12 protein-coding genes and 3 pseudogenes are annotated in these 19075 nt (G+C 67.4%); 7 read left to right on the top strand and 8 right to left on the bottom strand.

The genetic code is table 11. The annotated features are described in order from the left end of the window. Nucleotides 1-113: 113 nt before the first annotated feature. The 5 genes and pseudogenes from dnaK to OG937_00290 all read right to left on the bottom strand — a co-directional run bounded on the left by dnaK (nucleotide 114) and on the right by OG937_00290 (nucleotide 4926). Nucleotides 114-1565, bottom strand: a pseudogene (gene dnaK / locus OG937_00310) (molecular chaperone DnaK). Nucleotides 1566-1895: 330 nt separating this feature from the next. Beyond that, nucleotides 1896-2516: pseudogene (locus OG937_00305) on the bottom strand (caspase family protein). Continuing rightward, nucleotides 2503-2895 (bottom strand): hypothetical protein, encoded by a 393-nt coding sequence (locus tag OG937_00300; protein WUD70277.1) that lies wholly within the window; start codon nucleotides 2893-2895, stop codon nucleotides 2503-2505. The pseudogene OG937_00305 and the gene OG937_00300 overlap by 14 nt, the downstream one beginning before the upstream one ends. A gap of 428 nt (nucleotides 2896-3323) precedes the next feature. Then, nucleotides 3324-4286 (bottom strand): hypothetical protein, encoded by a 963-nt coding sequence (locus OG937_00295; GenBank protein ID WUD70276.1) that lies wholly within the window; start codon nucleotides 4284-4286, stop codon nucleotides 3324-3326. 58 nt (nucleotides 4287-4344) lie between these two features. Beyond that, nucleotides 4345-4926, bottom strand: a complete 582-nt coding sequence (locus tag OG937_00290) for a hypothetical protein (protein WUD70275.1) — start codon at nucleotides 4924-4926, stop codon at nucleotides 4345-4347. A gap of 946 nt (nucleotides 4927-5872) precedes the next feature. Between OG937_00290 and OG937_00285 the strand changes: the two genes are divergently transcribed. From OG937_00285 to rbsK, 5 genes are all read left to right on the top strand, one after another. Continuing rightward, on the top strand, nucleotides 5873-6913 hold the full coding sequence (locus OG937_00285; protein ID WUD70274.1) for an ABC transporter substrate-binding protein: 1041 nt from the start codon (nucleotides 5873-5875) through the stop codon (nucleotides 6911-6913). Nucleotides 6914-6962: 49 nt separating this feature from the next. Then, nucleotides 6963-7541: a hypothetical protein gene (locus tag OG937_00280; GenBank protein WUD70273.1), complete on the top strand. Its 579-nt coding sequence runs from the start codon at nucleotides 6963-6965 to the stop codon at nucleotides 7539-7541. After that, a complete protein-coding gene (locus tag OG937_00275) occupies nucleotides 7538-8350 on the top strand; it encodes an ABC transporter ATP-binding protein (protein ID WUD70272.1) in 813 nt (270 codons plus the stop codon). The genes OG937_00280 and OG937_00275 overlap by 4 nt, the downstream gene beginning before the upstream one ends. After that, on the top strand, nucleotides 8347-9945 hold the full coding sequence (locus OG937_00270) for an ABC transporter permease subunit (GenBank protein WUD70271.1): 1599 nt from the start codon (nucleotides 8347-8349) through the stop codon (nucleotides 9943-9945). Before OG937_00275 ends, OG937_00270 begins: the two co-directional genes overlap by 4 nt. 236 nt (nucleotides 9946-10181) lie before the next feature. Next, a complete protein-coding gene (gene rbsK / locus OG937_00265) occupies nucleotides 10182-11138 on the top strand; it encodes a ribokinase (GenBank protein WUD70270.1) in 957 nt (318 codons plus the stop codon). Between the two features lie 18 nt (nucleotides 11139-11156). Here the strand turns inward: rbsK and OG937_00260 are convergent, their stop codons facing one another. Next, nucleotides 11157-11471, bottom strand: coding sequence for a helix-turn-helix transcriptional regulator (locus OG937_00260; protein ID WUD70269.1), 315 nt, complete (start codon nucleotides 11469-11471; stop codon nucleotides 11157-11159). 282 nt (nucleotides 11472-11753) lie between these two features. Here OG937_00260 and OG937_00255 point away from each other — a divergent pair, with 282 nt between their 5' ends. After that, nucleotides 11754-12821, top strand: a complete 1068-nt coding sequence (locus OG937_00255; GenBank protein ID WUD70268.1) for a restriction endonuclease — start codon at nucleotides 11754-11756, stop codon at nucleotides 12819-12821. 252 nt (nucleotides 12822-13073) lie between these two features. Here the strand turns inward: OG937_00255 and OG937_00250 are convergent, their stop codons facing one another. Together OG937_00250 and OG937_00245 are read right to left on the bottom strand one after the other, a co-directional pair. After that, on the bottom strand, nucleotides 13074-18098 hold the full coding sequence (locus tag OG937_00250) for a caspase family protein (GenBank protein WUD70267.1): 5025 nt from the start codon (nucleotides 18096-18098) through the stop codon (nucleotides 13074-13076). Next, nucleotides 18095-18451, bottom strand: coding sequence for a hypothetical protein (locus OG937_00245; protein WUD70266.1), 357 nt, complete (start codon nucleotides 18449-18451; stop codon nucleotides 18095-18097). Before OG937_00245 ends, OG937_00250 begins: the two co-directional genes overlap by 4 nt. A 414-nt stretch (nucleotides 18452-18865) precedes the next feature. On the opposite strand from OG937_00245, the pseudogene OG937_00240 reads away from it, so the two are divergent. After that, a pseudogene (locus tag OG937_00240) lies at nucleotides 18866-19053 on the top strand (MFS transporter). Nucleotides 19054-19075: the final 22 nt, after the last annotated feature.

Here is a 19075-nt window from a genome sequence, read left to right as displayed (position 1 = left end):
CGACGCGATCCGGCAGATCTTCGAGGGTTCCGGCGGCTCCTACGGTTCCCCGAAGGTCTGGCTCGTCCTGGTCCGCGCGGGCTTCGCCCCTTCGGGTCGTGGGGAACTGTTCAGCTGCGTGTGATTCGCTGCTCTCTGCCCGTCGCCAGATCCTTCGCCGTAACGCGCAGCGCGTTGTCCACGTCTATCTCGAACGTGACCTCGATCTGGGGGACGCCTTTCGGGGCCAGGGTCAGGTCCGTCAGTTCGAAGGTGCCTACCTTCTCGTTGTCGGCGGTTCGTTCGCGTTCGCCGCGGAAGACCTGGATCATGATGGACGTCTGGTTGTTCTCAGCCGTCGTGAAGATCTCCGAGCGCTTCGTCGGAATAGGGGTGTCCTTCTCGATGATCTTTGTCATGACGCCACCCGTGGTCTCGATGCCGAGGGACTGGGGGGCTACGGCGAGCACGAGGACGTCGGAGACCTCCCCGTGGAGGACGGCGGCCTGAAGCGCGGCGCCGACGGCTACGACCTCCTCCGGGTTCACGCCCTCCTTCAGCCGTTTGCCGCCGGTCAGTTGCTGGACGAGGTCACGGACGGCGGGCATCCGGGTGGCGCCACCGACGAGCACGACGTGGTCGATGCGGCGGACGTCGAGTCCCGTGTCCTGGAGGACGGCGCGGAACGGTGCACGGCAGCGGTCCAGCAGGTCGGCCGTGAGCCGCTGGAACTGAGCGCGGGTGAGGGTCTCGTCGAGGTGTAGCGGGCCCTCGGGGGAGGCGATGATGTAGGGCAGATTGATCGCTGTCTCCCTGGAGGAGGACAGCTCGATCTTCGCCTTCTCGGCGGCCTCGCGCAGCCGTTGCATGGCCATCCTGTCCTTGCCGAGGTTCACGCCGTGGCCGGACCGGAACCGTTGGACCAGGTGGTCGATGATGCGCTGGTCCCAGTCCTCTCCCCCGAGGTGGGTGTCCCCGTTGGTGCCCTTCACCTCGACGACGCCGTCGCCGATCTCTAGTACCGATACGTCGAAGGTGCCGCCGCCGAGGCTGAAGACGAGGACCATCCGCTGGTCCGCGTCCTCCTCCAGCCCGTAGGCGAGGGCGGCCGCCGTGGGCTCGTTGACGATCCGAAGGACGTTCAGCCCGGCCATCTCGCCGGCTTCCTTGACCGCCTGGCGCTGGGCGTCGCCGTAGTGGGCGGGGACGGTGAGGACGGCCTCGGCCACCTCCTCGCCCAGGTAGGCCTCCGCGTCCCGCTTCAGCTTCTGGAGGACGAGGGCGGCGATCTGCGGGGCGTCGTACTCCCGCCCGCCCACCGTGTACTTCCAGTCGCTGCCCAGGTGTTGCTTGACGGCGCGGACGGTCAGGTCCGGGTTGGTGATCGCCTGGCGCTTGGCGACCTCGCCGACCAGCACTTGGCCGTTCTTGGCAAAGACGACGACGGACGGCGTGGTCCTGGCGCCTTCGGCATTGGCGATGACGCTGGGCTCGCCGTACTCCAGCGCGCAGACGACCGAGTTGGTGGTGCCGAAGTCGATGCCCACGGCACGTCCGACAGGGGTGGGTGGCCCGCCGGTGTTCAGCGGGGCCTGCGATCCCCAGTAGGTCACGCTCGCCCATGCGCTGCGCACGTTCGACGAGTCGGCCCCGTAGAGCTTCGTGAGCAGCCGGTGGATCTCCGCGTAACGGCTGGCGGCCCCCGCCGGGTCCCCGTGGTGCCCGAGCTGCTCCGCGTCGTCGACGAGCAGTCGGCCCCCGCGATCGGCAGCCTCGTCGTGGCCCCCGCCGGCCGGCGGTCGGTACCCCAGATTCCGGGCCAGCACCAGGTCTTCGACCGTGTCCGTACCCTGCCGCCGCGGCTCGGGCAGCCCCCGGCCGCGCAGCCCCCGGTACAGGGACCGGTACACGTGATCCAGCGTCAGGTCCTCCGGCGCCCGCGGATCGCCCTCCTTGAGCAGCCGCAGCAACTGGCCGGTGAAGGCGGTGTTCCGCTCCCCGCTCGGCGCTAGCGCCGTGACCCCGCTTGCGGTCGCGGTGAGGGTGTACGAGCCGGTGATCTGCGTCTGGTCCATCACGACGTCGTCGGAGGCCAGCACGTCGATGGCGCGTCCCGAGTAGCAGCAGTCGAGGATGACGACGCGGTTGCGGGCGGGGCTGTCGGCGATGAGTTCGCGCACCCCGTCGAACGGCATGGCCGTGTACCGCAGCAGGTCACGGCGGGTCTCGGAGAGCCCCAGGTACAGATTGCCGCGGCTGTCGAGGAGCCCGTGCCCGGCGAAGTAGACGAGCAGAAGGTCCTCGGCCTGCGGCGTGATCTCCGCGAGCCGCCTGTGGACCTGCTCCGCCCGTGTGGGGTCTCGTACGACCGTGCAGTTCTCCTCGGTGAACCAGCCGTGCGCGGGCTGGCTGAACGCGCTCACCAGGTCGTCGAGGTTGTTCCGTACGGAGGGCAGGTCCTGCAGGGAGGGATCGGCGGGGTAGGTGGAGGTACCGACGAGCACGACACGCGATCTGGCGCTGTCAGGCCGTCTCATCGGAGTCCGTGCTCTGCTCGTCCGGCCCCAGGAAGTCGAGGAGTCGGGTGACCAGCGCGTCGTCCGAGGTGGCCCGTTGCACGCTGACCTCGAAGCTCTCCCCGCTCGAACGGACCACCTTCAGGGTCACGTCCCGCGTGCGGTGCTTGACCCACTCGACGGCCGCCCGCGCGAGCACGGTGGCAGCCCCGCCGGTGGAGAGCGCGACCACGAGCGCCTCGGGCAGCCCGCCGCTCATCTCGTCGGGCGCTGGCACGCCGTGCTCCAGCCGGACCCTTCCCCTCAGCTCCCGCTCGTGCCGGAGCCACTCCGCCAGCTCCCCGAGCTCTACGGCCGCCGCCCCCGCGTCGGCGTCTTCGATGAGCAGCCTGGACTCCAACGTCGCCCCCGGGACAAGAGTTACTATTGCGCCACTGTACGAGGGGATCATCCGCCGGGACGGGAAATGCGTAAAGACCCGCAGCTCACAGGGAGGGCTCAGGGGGTGCGCAAGGGCCTCTCAGGGCGGGGCGCCGCCCTGGCTCAACTGGCGTCGGGCCACTCCCCGGCCGAGTACCCGCTGGTGAGACAGACGGCCGTGGAGGGGCTGTACTACGTTCGTGCGGCGCGGGCCCCGCGCTGGGGCCGGAGGGGTGCGCCGAACCCGATGGGTGGGGTACAGCACGCCGTGGCGGAAGAGCCGGGTTGGACACGTCTTCCGTCCCGCCGTGGGAAGCCCACGACCAGCCGCGCTGGACTTGGCTGGCACGTGCATATGCGGGCTTTTGCCAGCCGTCCATGGCTGCGATGGTTCGTTGGCGGCAGGAGTCAGTCCCAGCTGTAGAGCTCGATGTCGAAGTAGGCCTTGTATGCGCCGCCTTGCCCGGAGAGGAGCGGAGTTGCAAGGTCGTACTCGACATCGCGCTCGTACTGCAGTGGCTGCTGCCAGGTGGTGAGGAGCTGCCTGGCCGAGATCGCCAACACGGCCTGGTCGATGAAGTCCTCGGCTGAACCGATGGCGCCGTCGAGTGCCTCGATAAGGAAAGGGACAGCCGCGGTCACGAGCGGGGCTGCCACCGCGCCGGCGCCGACGCTCACGATCAGTGCAACCGCTGCCACAGTGAGCCCTGCTGCTGTACCCACAGCCGTTGCCACCAGGGTGTGGTAATGGGCGGGGTCTCCCTCATCGTGTTCCATCAGGACGGCAGGTAGAAGAAGGCCCTTCCCTGGGTTGCCGCTGTAGACCTCCGCGATGGGGTAGGGAAACGACCCGCCGGCGTCGACGTCGTCGTACTGGATGGGGTTGAGCGTCCCGGATCCGGTGTCGCCTTGGTAGCCGAGGATGAAGTACGGCTCGTCGCTCCCGCTGAAGCGGTTCGTCTCGTGGAAGCAGTTCATGCCGCGATACCGCACGACTACCTTCGAGACCGTTTGCGGGCCGATGTCAGGCCACCAGTAGATAGAGCCGCCCTCGTAGGCACTGGCCCGGCCACCCTCGTTGTCAAGGACCAGGAGCTGGGCGCCGTTTGTCGGGTTGCCCAGCGGTCCGTCCGCACCCCCATGCGCCAGCCAGTGACCTTCAATCGCCTTGCGTGCCGTGTCCCCTTCACCGGGCGTCCTCGGCGTGATGGCACGCGATATGGCCCCCGTTTCGTTTCCGGGGGGCAGGTAGCTCGTTCCAGCATTTTGGTGGATCCTGGCTGCGGCCGCTGCCCTCTCCGCCGCCGCAATGCTCTCCGGGCTCGGGTCCATTTTCCGGGCCATGGCGTGGCCCCAACGATCTACGGACATCGTGGCCTCTCCTCTCGTTGCCACACACGGCTCGTACTCACGGTTGCGTGGGCGCGGCTCATTCGATCCCAGCCGCCGCCGCCCAGAAGTCGAGTGACTCGTTGGGGGTGGTCAGCACCCGCCACAGCTCATTGGCGCGGACGGGCCCCTGAGCGGTCATGCCCATGAGAGATGCCGGACCGTCGAGGAAGTCAGTCCAGGGGTGGTAGGTCAGGCGATCGAGGAAGGATTCATTCGTGAGGCCGAAGCTTCCATCAGCCAGCTCGACCATGGGTGCCGGCTGAGCGCTGTAGATCTGCTGCGACTTCTCGTAGATGTCGAACGACATCTGGACGAACGCTCCCAGCCCGCTTCCGGAGTTGGCCAGGCCGAAGTGCACGACGTAGTCGTGGAACGGATCGCCTAGCCAGGAAGGCAAGCCATCGCTGGGGATGTTCACGGGACGCATGGACTTCGCGTGCACCACAGCTTCACCAGTGGTGAACCCCACCCATGAGTACAGGCCGACGTCCCCAGCCGCGTTGCCCGCCGGATCATCCGCTGCCGCGGGTCCCTGATCGTAGCGATCCCACGCTATGAGGACGCCCATCGCGCCCAGCCCCAAGGACAGCTTCTTCACGTACCAGCCGATGCTTGCCATACGCGGCCCCCTCACGCGACGAATCAGCCAGACACGACATCACGTCATAGACCGATTCTCGGCACTAATTCGGCGCAATAGTGACAGGAGGGTGACCCGCGGACAAGAGGCCCGACACGCCCAGAGCCCTGGCTGCCGCCGCCACCTGCCCTCGGCGAGCGCCGGTCCTGCTGCCAGTGCGTTTAATCCACCGTCGACCTTGGGGTCGGTCGCCACTGCTGTGCGGCAGCCCAACGGGCAGCTGTGCCGCTTGGTTCCCTTGATGCGGAACCTGATCACGTCGCCGGGGGCGATGTCAGCGAGGGCGCGCACTTTCGTCCCGATCGCGTCGTCCAATGACAGCACCGGCCCGTAGTGCGTACTGCTCGCGCAGCATCTCGAATGCGCCCAGCGTGGAGGACACGGACATGTCTGCCAGAACGGTCGCCCGGATCTCGCTTCACCTGCTCCACCGCTTCCCGCTCTTGCCGTCGGACCCAGGCGGCGGTCGGTGCCGCCGGCGTCAGGGGATGGCGTCGCAAAGGTGCGCCCGCCGGGCGGGCGTTGTTCATTTCTCCAAATTGGTGCCCGGCAGGGGATGGCGCACAGCAAGCGGAATGCTTACTGTTTCCCCTGGCAGCGCGGCCGGCGCTGTTGCCGAGCAACGAATCAAGGAGGCCTGTGATGCTGAGCATCAGCCCTTGGTTCCTCGGTGTGTGGCGGCGTTCCAACTCACGCGCCCCCGCAGGTCTGATCTGAATCAGTAGCCGCACCGTCCTCGCGCCGACCCGGCCTTCGAGGCGGTTTCAGCACACCTTTTGGGGCCTGTTTCTTCAGGCTTCCGTGTGCCCGCGCTCGACGTCACTGCTGCGCTCATGCGCCCGTCCGTGACCGGACGGCAGTGGGGTCGGCATGGATTCGTCACCGGCGTCTGTACGACGCCGACTTGCCACCATGAGGACATACCATGCTTTCACGTCACCTTTCCCGCCATGCCCGTATTCGGGGTATCCGTGTTCTTGCTTCGGTGGTTGCCGTCGCCTCGGTCGGTCTGCTGTCCGGCTGCGGGGGTGGCTCGTCTGCTGCTGCCGGTTCCAAGGGCGGGACGCTGCAGTTGGGGTGGATTGCCAACGTGGAGAACATGGGGCCGTACACGGCCCTGGATTCCGGTTTCTTCAAGGACAAGGGTGTTGACGTTACTGTCGCGCCGGGCGGGCCGAGCGTCACCGTGGAGCCGCTGGTCGTCAGCGGCAAGGCCCTGGTGGGTCTGACATCGGCCGACATTGCGGCCAAGGCGATCCTGGCGGGGGCGCCGCTGAAGATCGTGGCGGCCACCTTGCAGACCAACCCGACCAGCGTCATGTCGCTTGCAAGCGCCCCCGTCAACACCCTCAAGGACCTCGAGGGCAAGCGGCTGTGCATTCAGACCAGCGGCCTGGAGACGATGAAGACGGTCCTGAAGGCCAACAAGATCGATATGGCCAAGGTCAAGTTCGTCACTGCGGACTTCGACCCGTCACCGCTGGTGACGGGCCAGTGCGACGCCTTCACCTCGTTCCTGAACAACCAGCCGATCACGCTGGCCGCCCAGGGCGTGAAGACCAAGGTCTTCCCGCTCAGCGACTACGGCTACAACGTCGTCGCCGACGCCCTCGTCGTGAGCGACCAGACCCTGGCCGACCCCGCCAAGAGGGCCGCCGTCGTCAAGATCATCTCCGCTCTTGCCGAGGGCTGGCGCAAGGCCCTGGACAACACCGACGCCGCCACACAACTCATCGTGAACAAGTACGGCAAGAACCAGCACCTGGACCTCAAGCAGCAGACACTCGGCGCCAAGACCTACCTCGACCTGGTTCAGACCGACGAGACCAAGCAAAACGGCCTCCTGTCGCTCAGCGACGCCACCGTGAAGGCCAATATCGCCACCTTGAACCTGCTGGGCACCGGCATCACCGCGGACCAGCTCTTCGACACCTCGCTCATCGCGGACGCCAAGCCGGTCCGCTGACGCCGGCCGCGCTCGCCAACCGCACCATCAAGACAACGAAAGCCGAGTCATGCCTGCTCACCACTCGAAAGACCCCTGGACCCGCGTCACCAGCGTGCACGGGTTCCCGGCCGATGAACTGATCGCCGCGCTGCAGAAGTCGATCCGGCGCGGGCTGCTCGACAACGCGCTGCTGGTCGCGCGGGAGATGTACGAGACCAGTGCCGAGCTCGAAGAACACCTGTGGATGCGGTTGTCGGTGATCAGCTGCGAGGACACCGGCGACGGCAGCTTCCAGGAGCCGATCGTGATCAACACCCTCTACCAGATGCACCAGCGCCTGGACCGCAGCTTCGGCGACCGATGGCTGTTCGCCGTCCACGCCGTCCGCTTCCTCACCACGCGCACCAAGGACCGCACCACCGACGAGCTGGCCAACCTCACCGTTCACGACATCAACACGGGCAAGCGCCCCGATGTCCCCGACTGGGCCCTGGACGTCCACACACGGCGGGGCCAGGAGATGGGCCGCACGGTCCACGACTTCTGGACCACCCACTCACACGTCGAGAACGAACTCCCCAACCGCGATCACCAGTACCTGGACCGCATCAAGGAGCTGCTGGCCTCCGGGGAGTGGCAGGCATGACCACCGCCATCCCGAGCCAGGGCACCACCGGCACCCGGCGCGGCCTCACCGCCGAGGGCCTGGGCCGGACGTTCGCCACCAAACAGGGCGAAGTGGTCGCCCTGTCCAATGTCGACCTCGCCACCCGGCACGGCGAGTTCACCGCACTCCTGGGGCCCTCGGGGTGCGGGAAGTCGACCCTGCTCAAGATATTCGCCGGACTCGACCAGCCCACCAGCGGCGCCGCAACCCTGGACGGGAGCGCTCCGGACGCGGTGCGCAGGCAGCACCGCATCGGGGTCGCGTTCCAGGACGCCGCCCTGCTGCCCTGGCGCACCGTGAGCGCGAACATCGCCATGGCCTACGAGGTCGCGGGCCGGCCCACCGACAAGGCGGCCATCGCCGACCTGGTCTCACTGGTCGGCCTGAAGGGTTTTGAGAAGGCCCGCCCGGCTCAGCTGTCCGGCGGGATGCGGCAGCGCGTGGCACTGGCACGGGCACTGGCCCTCGAACCGGACGTCCTGATGCTCGACGAGCCGTTCGGTGCCCTCGACGAGGTCACCCGGCACCGGCTCAACCTGGAGCTTCAGCGGATCTGGCAGGAGCGGGCCATCACCACGCTGCTGGTCACCCACTCCATCAACGAGGCCGTCTTCCTCGCCGACCGGGTCGTCCTGATGGCAGCCCGGCCCGGTCGCATCGTCGAGGTGCTCGACATCGAACTCGAGCGCCCGCGCACCGCGGACATCATGCGGTCGCCGCGCTTCCACGAACTGTGCGACCACCTGTCGGCCGGCCTGTACGGCGAGTCCACGCGGGAGCCACGATGAGCACCGCTCCCCAACCCGTGATGGTTGCAGGGCTCAGGTCCGCACTGCTGCGACTGGCGCCCGCCGCCGTGATCGTGGCGCTGTGGACGCTGCTGGCCCTCTCCTTCACCGGCCTGCGGGTGGTGCCCACACCGCTGGCCGTCATCCATGCCTTCCTGGACGACCTGCCGGTCTACGGCCCGAACCTCACCTCGACGCTGTCGGTCGCCGGCGTCGGGTTCCTGGCCGGCAACGGTGTTGCACTCGCGCTGGGTGTCGTGTTCGTCCAGGTGCCCTGGGTCGAGCGTCTGCTGCTGCGGATCGCGGTGGCCAGTTTCTGCGTCCCGCTGGTCGCCATCGCCCCGATCCTGGTCGTCGTGCTCCCAGGGGACGCGCCCAAGCAGACATTGTCCGCGCTGTCGGTGTTCTTCACCACCTTGATCGCGGTGGTACTGGGACTGCGTTCCGCAGACCCCGCCTCACTGCAGGTCGTGCGGTCCCTGGGTGGCAGCCAGTGGCAGGCGATGTTCAAGATCCGCTTCTTCGCCATGCTGCCGAGCCTGTTCGGAGCGCTTCGGATCGCGGCGCCCGCGGCACTGCTCGGCGCGATCATCGGCGAGTACCTCGGGGCGAGCCAGGGGCTGGGCGTCATGCTCGTCCAGGCCCAGTCCTCCTTCCAGGTGCCGCGGACCTGGGCAGTAGCGCTGGTCATGTCAGCCCTCGCCGGCCTGGCGTACGTGGTCTTCGGCATCATCGGACGCCTCCTGACACCGTGGGCCGCCCACGACGTCACCCTCGTGACCGCCTCCCAGCCGCCCCCACCCCCTCGCCGGACGTGGGCGGCGATAACGATCCCGGTACTCGGCGTCGCCGGCTCCATCGCGATCGTGATCGCCTGCTGGTACGCGCTGATCGCGGCGTTTGACCTCAACGCCTACTTCGCCAAGACGCCACTGGATGTGCTGCGATTCATCACCTCCAGCCCCGAGGCGCCGGAGAATCGGTCGGCGCTGTGGAGCGGACTGAAGATCACCCTGACCGACGCCGGAGCGGGATACCTGTTCGGGACCCTGGCAGCCACCGCCACCGCCCTGCTGATCGTCACCTCCCACACCTTCGAACGTGCCGTCATGCCGGTCGCCATCGCGCTGCGATCCGTTCCCCTGGTCGCCATGACACCCCTGCTGGCGCTCGTCTTCGGACGGGGCCTGACCGGGGTCACCGTCATCGTCTCCATCGTGACGTTCTTCCCCACCCTCATCAACGTGGTCGTCGGGCTCCGCTCCGCCCCCGCCCTGGCCACCGACGTCGTCCGCTCGCTGGGCGGCTCGGACACCCTGGCCACCCGCAAGGTGCGCGTCCCCTACGCCCTCCCGGCGTTCTTCGCCGCCGCCCGCACCGGCGTCCCCGGCGCCCTCGCCGGGGCAACCCTGGCCGAATGGCTGGCAACCGGGCAGGGCATCGGCTCCATGATCGTCCAGGACTACGCAGGATCACGTTTCGATGCACTGTGGACGGAATCCGTCATGATCGTGGTGGTGTCCGTGCTCTTCTACACGGCCATCAGCGCGCTCGAACGACCTGTCACCAGACGATTCGCCGTCGCCGGCACATAGCTCGAAACCACCAAGGAAACCGCCCCCCTTATCGGCCCTTCCCGCCGCGGAATGCCGGGCCCGAACCCGCCGCCACGAACCCCAAGAGGCGCCCGCGGCAGCAGGTTCGGGTCCGGCACCCGCCCGGGATCCGACCAGACCCCGGGCACACCAAGACACAAACACCACTGCGCAGGGCACAGCCACATGGCCGTGCCACTGCCCCCGCCCATGTCACAAATAGGAAGAGGACCGCGATGACCCGCAACGGTGTTCTCGTCGTCGGCAGCATCACCGCGGACGTCACCGCCTTCAGCCGGCGGCTGCCACAACCCGGCGAAACAGTCCTGGGCGACGACTTCACCCTCGTCCTCGGCGGCAAAGGCGCCAACCAAGCGGTCGCCGCCGCCCGGGCCGGCGCGCCCACCTGGATGGTCGGCTGCGTCGGACAGGACCTCTTCCGCGACATAGCGCTGGACGGCCTGCGCACACACGGCGTACAGACCACCGAGATCCGTACAGTCCCAGGCCGCACCGGCGTCGCGCACATCCGCGTCGACGCCTCCGGCGAGAACGACATCGTCATCACACCGCTGGCCAACACCGCCCTCACGCCCGACATGGTCGACGCGAGCATCGCCAAGACCCGCGACCACACGCGCGTCATGCTGCTTCAGTTGGAGGTCCCGGCCGAGGTCACCCGCCACGCCGCGCGGGCGGGCGCCGAAGCCGGGTTCACCGTCGTGCTCGATCCGGCTCCCGCACAGGTGCTGCCGGACGACATCTGGGCGCACGTGGACATCGTCACCCCCAACGAGAGCGAGGCCACCGCCCTGACCGGCATCGCCGTGGACAGCCCCGAGGCCGCCGAACAGGCCGCCCGCTGGTTCCTCGACCGGGGCGTGGGGCACGCGCTGATCACTCTCGGCGGGGCCGGGGCGGTCTCGGTCACCGCCGGGGCAGTCCGGCACGTCCCGGCCTTCCCGGTCACCCCCGTCGACACCACGGCGGCCGGTGACGCTTTCACCGGCGCGCTCGGCGCAGCGCTGGCCGCCGGCCTGGACACCGACACCGCCGTACGACGCGGCATGGCCGCCGGAGCCCTGGCCATCACCCGTCCCGGGGCGAGCCCCTCGCTCCCGGACCTGGCCGCAGTCTGCGCCCTGCTCGCCACTGCCGATTCCGCAACCGACCTGGAAGGAGCCGCCTCGTAAGCCGCAACAACAAAACGCTCAACGGGCAACTCGCCCGGGGTCGGTGATGAGCTTCTGGATCTCCGGCGTCGGGCGGCCCGCTGCTTTGAAAAGGGCGTCGCCGCAAGCGAGTGCCTCACTCAGCTTGGCGATGGCGCATTCACTGAGCCGGTGACGGTACTGCCCGCGCTCCAGGCGCGAGAGCACGCTGCGGTCAAGACCGACGGCCTGCGCCAGCTGCTGCCGTGAGAGCCCTGCTTTGCCGCGGTACTCGCACAGCGCGGCAGCAAAAGCCGCGGCTGGCCACCCTTCGGAGCCTGATTCCCGAGTTCTGTCGCCGGTCACATCGAACACGGTGTCAGGTGGCGGGTGCATGCTTCAACCGACCGGTGTGTCTTGTGTGCACAAGACACACCGGGCAGTCGGCGAGACGGGCAAGCCCGACACTGAGGCGTGCAGGAGGCCGCAGCCGCCGCGGGACTGATGAGCTGACCGTCCACGGGCAAGCCCTACCGCGGAGGGCGCATGGCGGCCTCTGACCTGTGCCCGGCAAAGAGCCAGCCGGCTCCAGCGCACCCTGGTCTGCAATCCCCCGGAACCGTGGTGAACGGGCGCGCGGTTGGCTAGGGTCCCGGCATGATCAGACAGGCCGCGCTGCGCGGCTACCTTCTCGAAGAAGTCCTGGCCTGGCTGCTGAGGTCCAGCGGGTACGAGGTGCTCACCGCGCAGGACGACCAGGGGAGTGCGCCGTGGAAGGTGTTGGAGGTGCGCAACCACGGCTTGGTGGTGCGCGGCCGGGGAGCGTGGCATCAGGCTGACGCGCTGGGACAGTTCCGGTATGTGCCGCCGTTCTCGCTGCCGGTCCGCCTGTTCGTCGAGGCGAAGTTCACGGGCACCAAGGTGGGGCTCCCCACGGTCCGCAACGGCCACGGCGTCGTGCACGACGTCAACGAGAACGTGATCACAACCGTGGCCGCAGGCACTGGCGGCCCGCGCCGGCCAAGGACGCGCTACCACTACAGCTACGCCATCTTCTCCACCTCCGGATTCAGCCAGGACGCCCAGGAGTTCGCTCTCGCCCATCAAATCTCCCTCGTCGACCTGTCGTTGCCGGACTTCAAGAAGCTGCGCAGTCTGGTGCGCACGGCGGCACAGGATGTCTGGGCCGCGATGAACGCGATGCCCGCTGCTGAGCGTCCGATGGTGTACCAGATACGCAACTACCTGCGTCGGCCGCTACTGGACTTGTGGGAGGGACCGGTTGTTACCGACCCCTCGGTGACCGCTCCTCTTGACGCCCTGGCAGAGGGCCTGCGAAGCCGGTCCACCCTGGGACTGATGCTGGCGTTTCCCGCGGCGCCGTTCGTCCTCGGACTGGCCTCCGACGACCTGTACGCTTTCGTGCGCTACGCGCGCCAGCGGCCTACGCACTCCGTCCACCTGCGCCGACTCCGCCACGCGTCACCGCACCCGGTATGGCAGATCCGGCCGGTGGAGGAACCGGACGCCTATGCGCTGACGTTCGGCCTGCCGGAACAGGTCGAGGCATGGATCCTTGACCAGGACGAAGGCGGCCGGTCCCGCACGCGCTGGGTGAAACAGAGCATGCTCTCCGCTATGACCCTGTACTGGATGGACGGCGACCATGCCCACACCTTCCAGCTGCGCTACGAGCCTGCCGAACTGCGTGAGCATCTCGCCTGACGCTGCCCGCACCTGTCCCGCCTGGTCCAGTCCCGCGAACCTGTGCAGCTGAGGAAGCCGGGGACTCCGACCATCCCGCGTTCCACCGCTGGGCGGCTGACTGCCCAGCGGCCGGTGCCACGATGCGCCGGTCCAGTCGCCACGGTCGGGTGATCTCGGTGAGCTCCGAGAAGGCGTCCAGGGGCTGCGACGGCCCCCGGCAAGGCGTGTCCGTGCATTCGGGGCTCGGTGAGGTGGGACAATCGCTCGGGGCTATCTCAGCCCGACGTGCTCTTGCACCTCGAAGTTCTCCCCAACCGCACGGGAGCACACCGAGTTGAATCCACTCACACTGTGTTCCCGGGCCGTCAGCAGGAGGCGTACGGCTTGTTGGAGCTGTGGCCCCCGCCCCTGAAGGAGGGGGCGCGGGAACGGATCCGGACTGTGTAGGAACTTCGCGGCTAGAGTAACGGCACGGCCGCGTTCGAACTTTGTCACGATGGATTCGTTGCCGTGCGCCTCCTGCAGGACACGGCAGGCGTCGAAGCAGTCATAAGCTCGTCGGGCGTGGCCTGCTGCGTCCAGTGCAGTGCTGGAGTCGGGTGCCGGTTCGGACCCGTGAAGCGTCTGGTAGCGGGCAACCAGATCGGCGGCCCGATCGAGATAGAGCTTTCCGAGCCCGCCCAGCAGCTGCATGCTGGTGAATTCGGTGAGCAGTAGTTCGCCGAGAAGCTCGGAGGTGAACTCTCCCAAGTCCCCGTCGCCTGTGAGAGTGTCAGCGGTGCTGGGGTGGGGAGGGGTGTCGTGCGCACTGTCCGAGACGGTTCCGGGGGCGCCGTCGCGGTCAACGTGACTGTCGAGGAAGTCGTCCAGTAGATCCCGGAGCGGGTTGTGTCCCACTCGTTCACTACCACCCTTGGTAGTGATGCGAACCCTGTCGCCGACACGATCGGGGCTCCGGTCCTGGCCGTAGTGGCGGCGTTCCAGGAAGCGCCCGATCGCGCCCGCATAGTCGCCGCCGACGACGGTCTCGAAAGCGGCGTCGATAGGTTCCCAGTTCACCGGCTCGCCCAGTCGGATGGCGACCCGTTCCCGGAGGACCACGGCCAGCCCGATGCGGCTGCTATCGCTCAGGACGGCGTTCAGGTGCTCCCGTGCATCGACAAGCCGTGCGTGCCAGTCAGTCCGGTGATCGGGGTTGGAGAATTCCACGTCGGCGAGCATTGCCTCTGCGGCGGACAGTCGGGCAACGCGTCGGATCTCGCCGTTCGGCGCCGTGCGGGCGAGGTACTCGTAGAGAGCGATGGCCTTGCTGTAATTCCAGATGTAGCGGCGGAAGCCGGCCTCGGCGGCGATCAACCGAGCGTCCCCCGGCCAGAGGGCTGCGGCCGCGCGAAAGACCTCGAAGACTGAGGCGTTGTCGACCTGCGGTGTCGGGGTGTTGGGGCCGGGGCCGATGCCCTTCTTCCTTTCGTCCTTGGCCACCTTAAAGTCGAGGACGCCCTTCCAACGACGGTATTCGCGTTCCAACCGCATCTCCAAAGCACACAGTTCGATCGAAGGGCCGTAACGGTGACGGTGTGCCTTCAGCTTCTGCTGGCGTTCGCGGTAGATCGCCTCGATACGGCGCCGCTGGATTACCGGGTGCAGCCGCAAAAAGTCTTCGCCAGTCCTCTGGGCGGCACCGCGCAAACTACCCTCCTCGAACCAGTCCGAATCGAGACAGGTGAGGTCGAGCAGAGCGTGGGCGTGCGAGCGGACGTCTCTCCGCGCCAACCAGCTGCGGACCGCCTTGACACAGACCCGACGGCGTTTCTCCGCCGCCTCACCAGATACCCCGGTGCGTGGAGCGGACCGCCGGATGTCAAGGACCTGCCTGAGCCAAACCGAGTACGAGAAGGCAGTCGGGGCGAGCTCCACTGCGGCACGGGCATATTCCTCTGCTTTCGCCAGCCGGGTGCGTGCCGCACCGAAACGCTGGTTCTCACGGAGAGCGCGGGCGAGGAACCCGTACGCCTGTGCCAGGGAGCTCAGGACCTTGGCAGCGTCCCGGTCGTTTAGCGACGGGATGCGTCTTCCGGCTTCGGAGGGGGGCTGGAAAGTGGTTCCGGCCCTTGCCACCTCTTCGTGACTCGCGGCAGGAAGGTGCGCTAGCAGCTCCACTGCCTCCTGGGCCCCGTTCTGTTTCAGGGCGGGATCGGTGCACCGTACGTGGACCTTCCGCAGAAAACCTGCCGCAGGGATGCAGATACTCGGTGGCCAGGAGCGCCTGTCGCCCCAGGATCGCTCCAGCGACTCCATAACGAGGGTCCGGGTCTCGACTAGTTCCTCATCGGTAGAACTCTGCTGAAGCAGTAGAATGGCCGCTTCGAAGAGGCGCATGGACCAAAGTGGCAGCTGTTCACCTTGCTCATGCGCAAGTTCCACGCCTGAGACGACGCTTCGCACCACGTCGAGCAGTTCCCGGCGGCTCTGCGCAGGGTCCAGGTGGAGACGGCTGCGCACCCGGGCGATACGGCTGTTGAGCTGAAGCCGCGAGTGGATGCTGCGAGGTGTGCCGTCCTCCTGGGGAAGCTCCTCGGCCACCAGGTCCTCGGACTTCCCTACGAGTTCCCGGGCTTCGCTCAGCCGGTCCGCGTCGATTAGTGAGTCGGCCGTGTTGAGCAGCCAGGAAACGGCCAGGGTGATACGACTGGCCTGCCCGGGACCGCGTTGGCGGGCTCCGAGGAGCAGCACGTCGATAGCGGCCAACCTGACATCGAGGAGACGGGCTCTGAGCCTCAGCTTGTTGCCTGTGAGAGCCAGTGAAGCGTCTGCAGAGCGCAGCAGGGTGTGAGGGACCTGCTCGGGTTCGCAGTTGGCGAGCGCTGCAGAGAATTCCGTGGCGGCGGCCACGAATTGCGCACCGGTCTCTGCGGCAGCGCCTTCGGCGCGGGCGGCAAAGGTGAGAGAGGCCACCCCGTGGTAGAGGCGGTAGAGCGCGGCCAGCGGGGCGATGCTCTCATCACTGATTGGCGTGCTGGTCGGACGCTCGGATGCGGCGGGCTCGGTGGCGGTTTGCTCTTCTCGGGGAGCCGGCTGCACCAGGCCCTCCGCGGACGCCGGAAGGTAGGGGGCGTCGCCAGCAGGCGCCACGACGAGGGAGCAGATGACGTCATGCAGCGCTGGGAGCCGCTTTCCGCCTTCGTCCTCAATCCATCCGAGAGCCGAGCGGAGCCTCATCTGGAAGGCGTTGTTGACCTTACTGTCGTCGGCGTCCAGCGCCCCGGCGGCGGTGACCAGCAGCGAGCTTGCCGCTACGGCGAGGCGACGGTCCACATCGGCGGTATCCAGCTCGGGAGGAAAGAGGCTATCGAGGAGCCCGGAGTCCAAGATAGGTGGAGCGAGCGGGTCGTCCACAGCCTCGCCGCGGGTCATCGCGGCAATGACCAGAGAGCGCAACGCCTGCTCGCTCGCTTGCCCCAACAACAGGTGCCCAGAGGCAGCGGAAGAGAGGACGCGTGCGTCTTCCAGTAGCACCAGCGTGCGGCGCGGGAACCCGACGGAGGGGCTCTCCAAGACGTGCCGAGGCAGGGCAAGCTGATCCGAGAGAGCCCAGACGGCGAGGATCGCGAGCGGTTCCGGGCCTTCGGGCTTGTCAGTCCCGGTGATGAGGCGGCAATCGAGTTCAAGCAGGGTCTTGGCCACACTGGGGATGGTTCCCTCCAGCAAGGCGGTGGCCACGGCGGCCGGGTCGGGCGTGGTGGTGCCGCGCTCGGCGCTACCGAGATAGCCTTTCGCGCTGTGGTTCAGGACACCCGGTAGCCTCAGCCGGCGGTCCTGGATGCGGGCCAGGACGTCGTCACCGTCGACTGTCACACGTTCGTGGGCCATGAGAGCAGTAAGGAAATCTGCGGCCTCTTGCTGCTGAAGCTCCTCCAGCCGGACGGGAACCTGAAGATCTAGTTGGTCGTCTCCGTGGACGGTGAGGCGGACACGGGAGATGACGATGTTGGCCGTATCCCGGAAATAGGGGTGCGCGAGCAGTCGATCGAGCTCGCCGCTGATCTGGCGGGGTTCGTATCCCAGGCGCCCGCAGTCGATGACGAGGAGCAGAGTGCGCCCACGGGCATGTTCCCGGAGCCCGTCGATGACCAGTTCGCGACGGGGGTCGCCGTCGGTCTCGATGTCTTGGGAGACGTCCTGGAGGCGGACCTCCAGCGCGGAGGCGAGGGCCTCCAGGACCGGAGACTCGGCACTGGCATTCAGGATTGTGATCTCCAGTAGCAGCCAGGGTTGTTCTGCTGGCGCGGATTCTTTAACACCGGGGGTGGCCAGCAGTTGGCGGACGAACGCCTTCTTGCCGGCATAGCGGGGTCCGTGCACTGGGAGTACGGTGCGTTGCCGGAAGCGGCCCAGGGCGGCTTCCAGTTCCTGGGTGCGGCCGGTGAAGGTGGCCTCCGGAGCAGGCCAGGCCCGAAAGCCGTTCGGCAGAGACCGCTGGAGGCTGGCGGTCTCGGCGGTGATCGACGGGTAGGTGTGCGGGATACGGGGAGGTGCGATGTGCAGACGGTTACGCAGCCATGGCCGTTCCGCCCAGTTGGCCGTTGACTGGTGTGGCACGAGATTGGTCGTATCTGTGTCGTCAGAGCCAGCAATCATCTCGTCCACCGCATCGAACGCCCACTGTGCGGACAGGCTGGCCCGTGTCTCCTTTACGCCCTCGAACGCCTTGAGCAGGGCTCCGGTGAAGAAGGTGGTCTCGCGTCCGGAGTCGCCAAGCGCAGTGTGCTCCTCCGACGCGGCGGCCATGACGAACCACCCGCGCTCACTACCGGCGGGCGTGGGCTCCCCCGGCACGGAACGGATGGCGCGGCCGGCGTAGCAGCAATCGAGGATGAGCAGTTTACGCTCGGCCCTCTTGCCTTCCCGGTCGACGGTCTGGAAGACCTCGCTCATCGACACCATCGAGGCCGAAGGGTTGGCGAGGTTTCCGGTGTCGTGTGGTGCCAGGTAGAGCATGCCGTCGTGGAGCTGGGCGTGGCCCACGAAGTAGAGCACGAAGATCCCGCCGCGCTCGGAACTCCGGTAGCTCGTTGCGACGGCGTCAAGCATGTCGGACCGCGTCAGGTCGACCTCGTGCTTCAGCCGCCCGCGCGGCACTCCCCACAGCTCAGGATCCAGGAAGGCGGCCCTGAGCTTGTGGAGATTATTCTCGGCAGCGGGGACGGGGGCCAGATGGGACCTCGGGTATGTGCTGCCGCCAATCAGTAGGACACTGGCGCAGGAGGGGTCGCTCTTCTCCTCGTCCGGGTTCATCGCAGTTCCTTGAGAACCGTGGCTATTTCCTTTGCTTCCCCTTCTAGCGTGAGCTCGGAGCGCCGGGTGCCGTCGGGAAAGTCGGTGCGGATGACATGGACCTTGAGGGCGGCTCCATCCGGTTCGCGCAGCCGCTGTACGACGTGGTCATAGAGCATCTGCACGAGCACCGGAAGCATCGCGTTCTCTCCGAAGAACTGGAGTACCTCCATGGCGCCGAGCGCGCCCTTCTCGACCTCGGTGACGGAGCGGTCGACCTGAACGCCCTGCTCTTCCAGCTCCTCGCGCACAGCCGTCTCAATCCTGCGTAGCTCGTCCGCCCGGCCACCCTCGATCTTCACCACAACGTCCATGTGTCCCCCTGGGTGTCACCATCTGACGAACATCAGGCATCAAGGAGCCCTACTGTAGCGAGAGTTCAGAGTTATGGTCGCCGCTCGCCCTCGTCAAACCCAGTCCCTTCCGGCTGCCTTCCGCACCCGCAGAGATGGGCTCTGCTGCGGAGCCGCCATTCCTGTCCCTGCACACCACCGTCGTGCTGCCCCAGTAGCCAGCGCCATACTGGTCGGCATGACCGCGGCCGGCTTGAGCGTGCCGCTGCTGCGCTCCCTCATCGGCCGGTCCCGTTGAGCGCTGCGCGGTACAACACACAACAGATCTTGGTGCTGGCCCGCGGGGAGGCACAAGTGGGATCGGCTCCTTCTTCGGGCGGGACGCTCCCGTCGGGTGGATCCTGCACGTCGCCCCGGCGTGGCCGGAGCCTGCCCCTCGCGCTGATCGCCGTCGCTGCCGCTCCCAACGCCGCGGTCTTCGGAGCCGGATGGCTGCTCGCAGGGGTCGCCATGGTTGCGACCTTCTACCAGCCAGCTTTCGCGCCTTCGCCCGATGCTGGGGCGACCAGCGCGTCCGTGCCCTGACCATCGTCACCCTGGCCGACGGTCTCGCCTCCACCGTCTTACGCCGGGCTCATCAACTTC

Source organism: Streptomyces sp. NBC_00510 (assembly GCA_036013505.1).
Classification (GTDB): domain Bacteria; phylum Actinomycetota; class Actinomycetes; order Streptomycetales; family Streptomycetaceae; genus Actinacidiphila.
This window is presented reverse-complemented; position numbering and strand designations above follow the sequence as displayed.

Bases quoted from the DNA above. Each gene is read 5' to 3' on its own strand.
- OG937_00295 (WUD70276.1), bottom strand. From the start codon at position 4,286: ATGTCCGTAGATCGTTGGGGCCACGCCATGGCCCGGAAAATGGACCCG.
- OG937_00290 (WUD70275.1), bottom strand. From the start codon at position 4,926: ATGGCAAGCATCGGCTGGTACGTGAAGAAGCTGTCCTTGGGGCTGGGC.
- OG937_00285 (WUD70274.1), top strand. From the start codon at position 5,873: ATGCTTTCACGTCACCTTTCCCGCCATGCCCGTATTCGGGGTATCCGT.
- OG937_00280 (WUD70273.1), top strand. From the start codon at position 6,963: ATGCCTGCTCACCACTCGAAAGACCCCTGGACCCGCGTCACCAGCGTG.
- OG937_00275 (WUD70272.1), top strand. From the start codon at position 7,538: ATGACCACCGCCATCCCGAGCCAGGGCACCACCGGCACCCGGCGCGGC.
- OG937_00270 (WUD70271.1), top strand. From the start codon at position 8,347: ATGAGCACCGCTCCCCAACCCGTGATGGTTGCAGGGCTCAGGTCCGCA.
- rbsK (WUD70270.1), top strand. From the start codon at position 10,182: ATGACCCGCAACGGTGTTCTCGTCGTCGGCAGCATCACCGCGGACGTC.
- OG937_00255 (WUD70268.1), top strand. From the start codon at position 11,754: ATGATCAGACAGGCCGCGCTGCGCGGCTACCTTCTCGAAGAAGTCCTG.
- OG937_00250 (WUD70267.1), bottom strand. From the start codon at position 18,098: ATGAACCCGGACGAGGAGAAGAGCGACCCCTCCTGCGCCAGTGTCCTA.
- OG937_00245 (WUD70266.1), bottom strand. From the start codon at position 18,451: ATGGACGTTGTGGTGAAGATCGAGGGTGGCCGGGCGGACGAGCTACGC.